Source organism: Streptomyces sp. NPDC060209 (genome assembly GCF_042728155.1).
GTDB lineage: Bacteria > Actinomycetota > Actinomycetes > Streptomycetales > Streptomycetaceae > Streptomyces.
Window position 1 is genome coordinate 1 of sequence record NZ_JBHWZS010000551.1, and the last position, 2,049, is coordinate 2,049.

The 2,049-nt window shown below is 68.7% G+C and carries 1 protein-coding gene; it reads right to left on the reverse strand.

Annotation, left to right across the window (positions count from 1 at the left end; translation table 11 throughout):
- Positions 1–228: 228 nt before the first annotated feature.
- A complete protein-coding gene (locus ACFWFI_RS42475) occupies positions 229–1,794 on the reverse strand; it encodes a pectate lyase family protein (RefSeq protein WP_387401279.1) in 1,566 nt (521 codons plus the stop codon).
- Between the last annotated feature and the right edge of the window lie 255 nt (positions 1,795–2,049).

Genomic DNA, 2,049 nt, shown 5'->3' on the forward strand with positions numbered 1-2,049 from the left:
GGCGGGGCCGGGGTTCTGGGACGGGGCGCGGGCGGGCGGGGGCGGGGTGCCGCGGGGCCGGGGGGGGTCGCCCTCCGCCACTGGCTCCGGGGGGCCGCCGATAGCGCCGCCCCCCGTCCGGGTGATCAGCGGCAGGCCTCGGTCATGGCCCTGCCGCAGCGTGCGTTTCCGGCGCCCCGGAGGAGTCCGGGGCGACGCCGGCCCCGGACGGATGCCGGGACCGAGCCGCTATCCGGCGTACGTCTCGAATTCGGCGACCTTCGGCGTCCCGGTGGAGCCGGTGATCTCGAAGGTGATCTTCTTCAGCGAGGTCTGGGGGACCGCGATGACGCCCGCCCCGCTGCCGGAGGTCAGGACGGCGCCGGTGTCACCGTTGACGACCCTCCAGGATCCGATGCTGCCGGTGGAACCCGACGCCTCACGAATGTTGATCTTGGAGATGGAAGTTGCGGTTCCCCACTTGATCGAGATGGAACCGGTCGAGCCGGCCGGCGACCAGTAGGTGCTCACGTCACCGTCCCGCACGCTGCCGTAGCTGACCCCGCTCGCCTTGCTGGAGCCGTCGGAACCGGCGCCGATGCTGAGGTTGGTCCCGCTGGGCTGGGTGGGGTCGGGTGTCGGGTCCGTCGGGTCCGGCGTCGGGTCCGTGGGATCCGGAGTCGGCGTGGGGGACGGCGTCTGCGGCGAGCAGCTGCCGTCCGACACCTTCAGGCCCTTGTTGGCACCGGCCGTCGCGCCCACGATCGCCGGGACACAGCTCGCGTTGTCCAGGGTGTAGGAGTAGGGGATGCTGACGGTGGTGTTCGACTTCGGGTCGGGCCCGGCGGGGTTGTTCTCGCTGCCCGGGGCGGACCAGGTGACGTTGTCGAAGGTGTTGCCGCTGACCTGCCAGTATCCGGCCGCGTCGGTGTAGAACGTACCCAGGACGTCCTTGGAGTCCTTGAAGTAGTTGTTGTCGACCTTGGCGCGCGCACCGGCCCGGGAGTTGATTCCGGACTCGTTGAGCTTCACGTAGTAGTTGTTGTAGATGTGCGCGATGCCGCCACGCAGCAGGGGCGCGCGCGAGTCGATGTTCTCGTACAGGTTGTGGTGGTACGTGATGTAGCCGTTCGAGAGCTCGGTCTCGCTGGATCCGACCAGGCCGCCACGGCCGGAGTTGCGCAGGGTGCTGTAGGACAGCGTGACGTACTGGGTGTTGTCCTTCATGTCGAAGAGGCCGTCGAACCCCTCCGACTCACCGCCCGACGCCTCGAGAGTGGTGTGGTCGACCCAGACGTTGCGGACGTCGCTCTCCATGCCGATGGCGTCACCGCCGTTGGATGTGGGCGAGCCGGACTTCTTGACGTTCTTGACGGTCACGTTCTGGATGATGATGTTGCTGGACTGGCGGATGTGGATGCCCAGCTGGTCGAAGACGGCACCGCTGCCGACGCCGACGATCGTGACGTTGCTGATCTGCTTGAGCTCGATCACACCGGCGGCGGTGTTGCAGCTGTCGCCCGAGACCTTGGCGGTGTTGCCGTGGTTGATCGTGCCCTCGACCTCGATGGTGATCGGGGTGCTGCTGCTGGCCCGGCCGCACAGGGCCTCGTGGATCGCGGTGCCCGTGGTGGCCCGCACCGTCGTCCCGCCGGCACCGCCGGTGGTACCGCCGTTCTGAGTCGCATAGCCGGTGGCACTGCCGGTCACCGCCGCCGACGCCGCCTCCGGCATCGACAGCACGACACCGGTCGCGGCCGCCACGGCCATCGTGGCCAGTGCGGCGTTGAGTCGCAGCGCTACTGGTCGTCTCATGTTCGTGTCCCCATTCGTCTTCACATGCTGGTGTTGCTGCTCCATGCCGCGGTCGCAACGGCGAACCGGCGAGGCTGACGGCTGATCACCGCACAGCCCACGTCGGCCGGTTGTGCATGTTCAATTCGAGCGTCCGGGGCGGCGTTCTCCGTCGGGCCCGGACGTGCGGGGTCATCGGCCATGACTGCGGACGGGTGTTGTGCACCCTTCGTCCGCCGGCGGGCCGACATCCTGCTTGAAGCCCTGCGCCGGTCC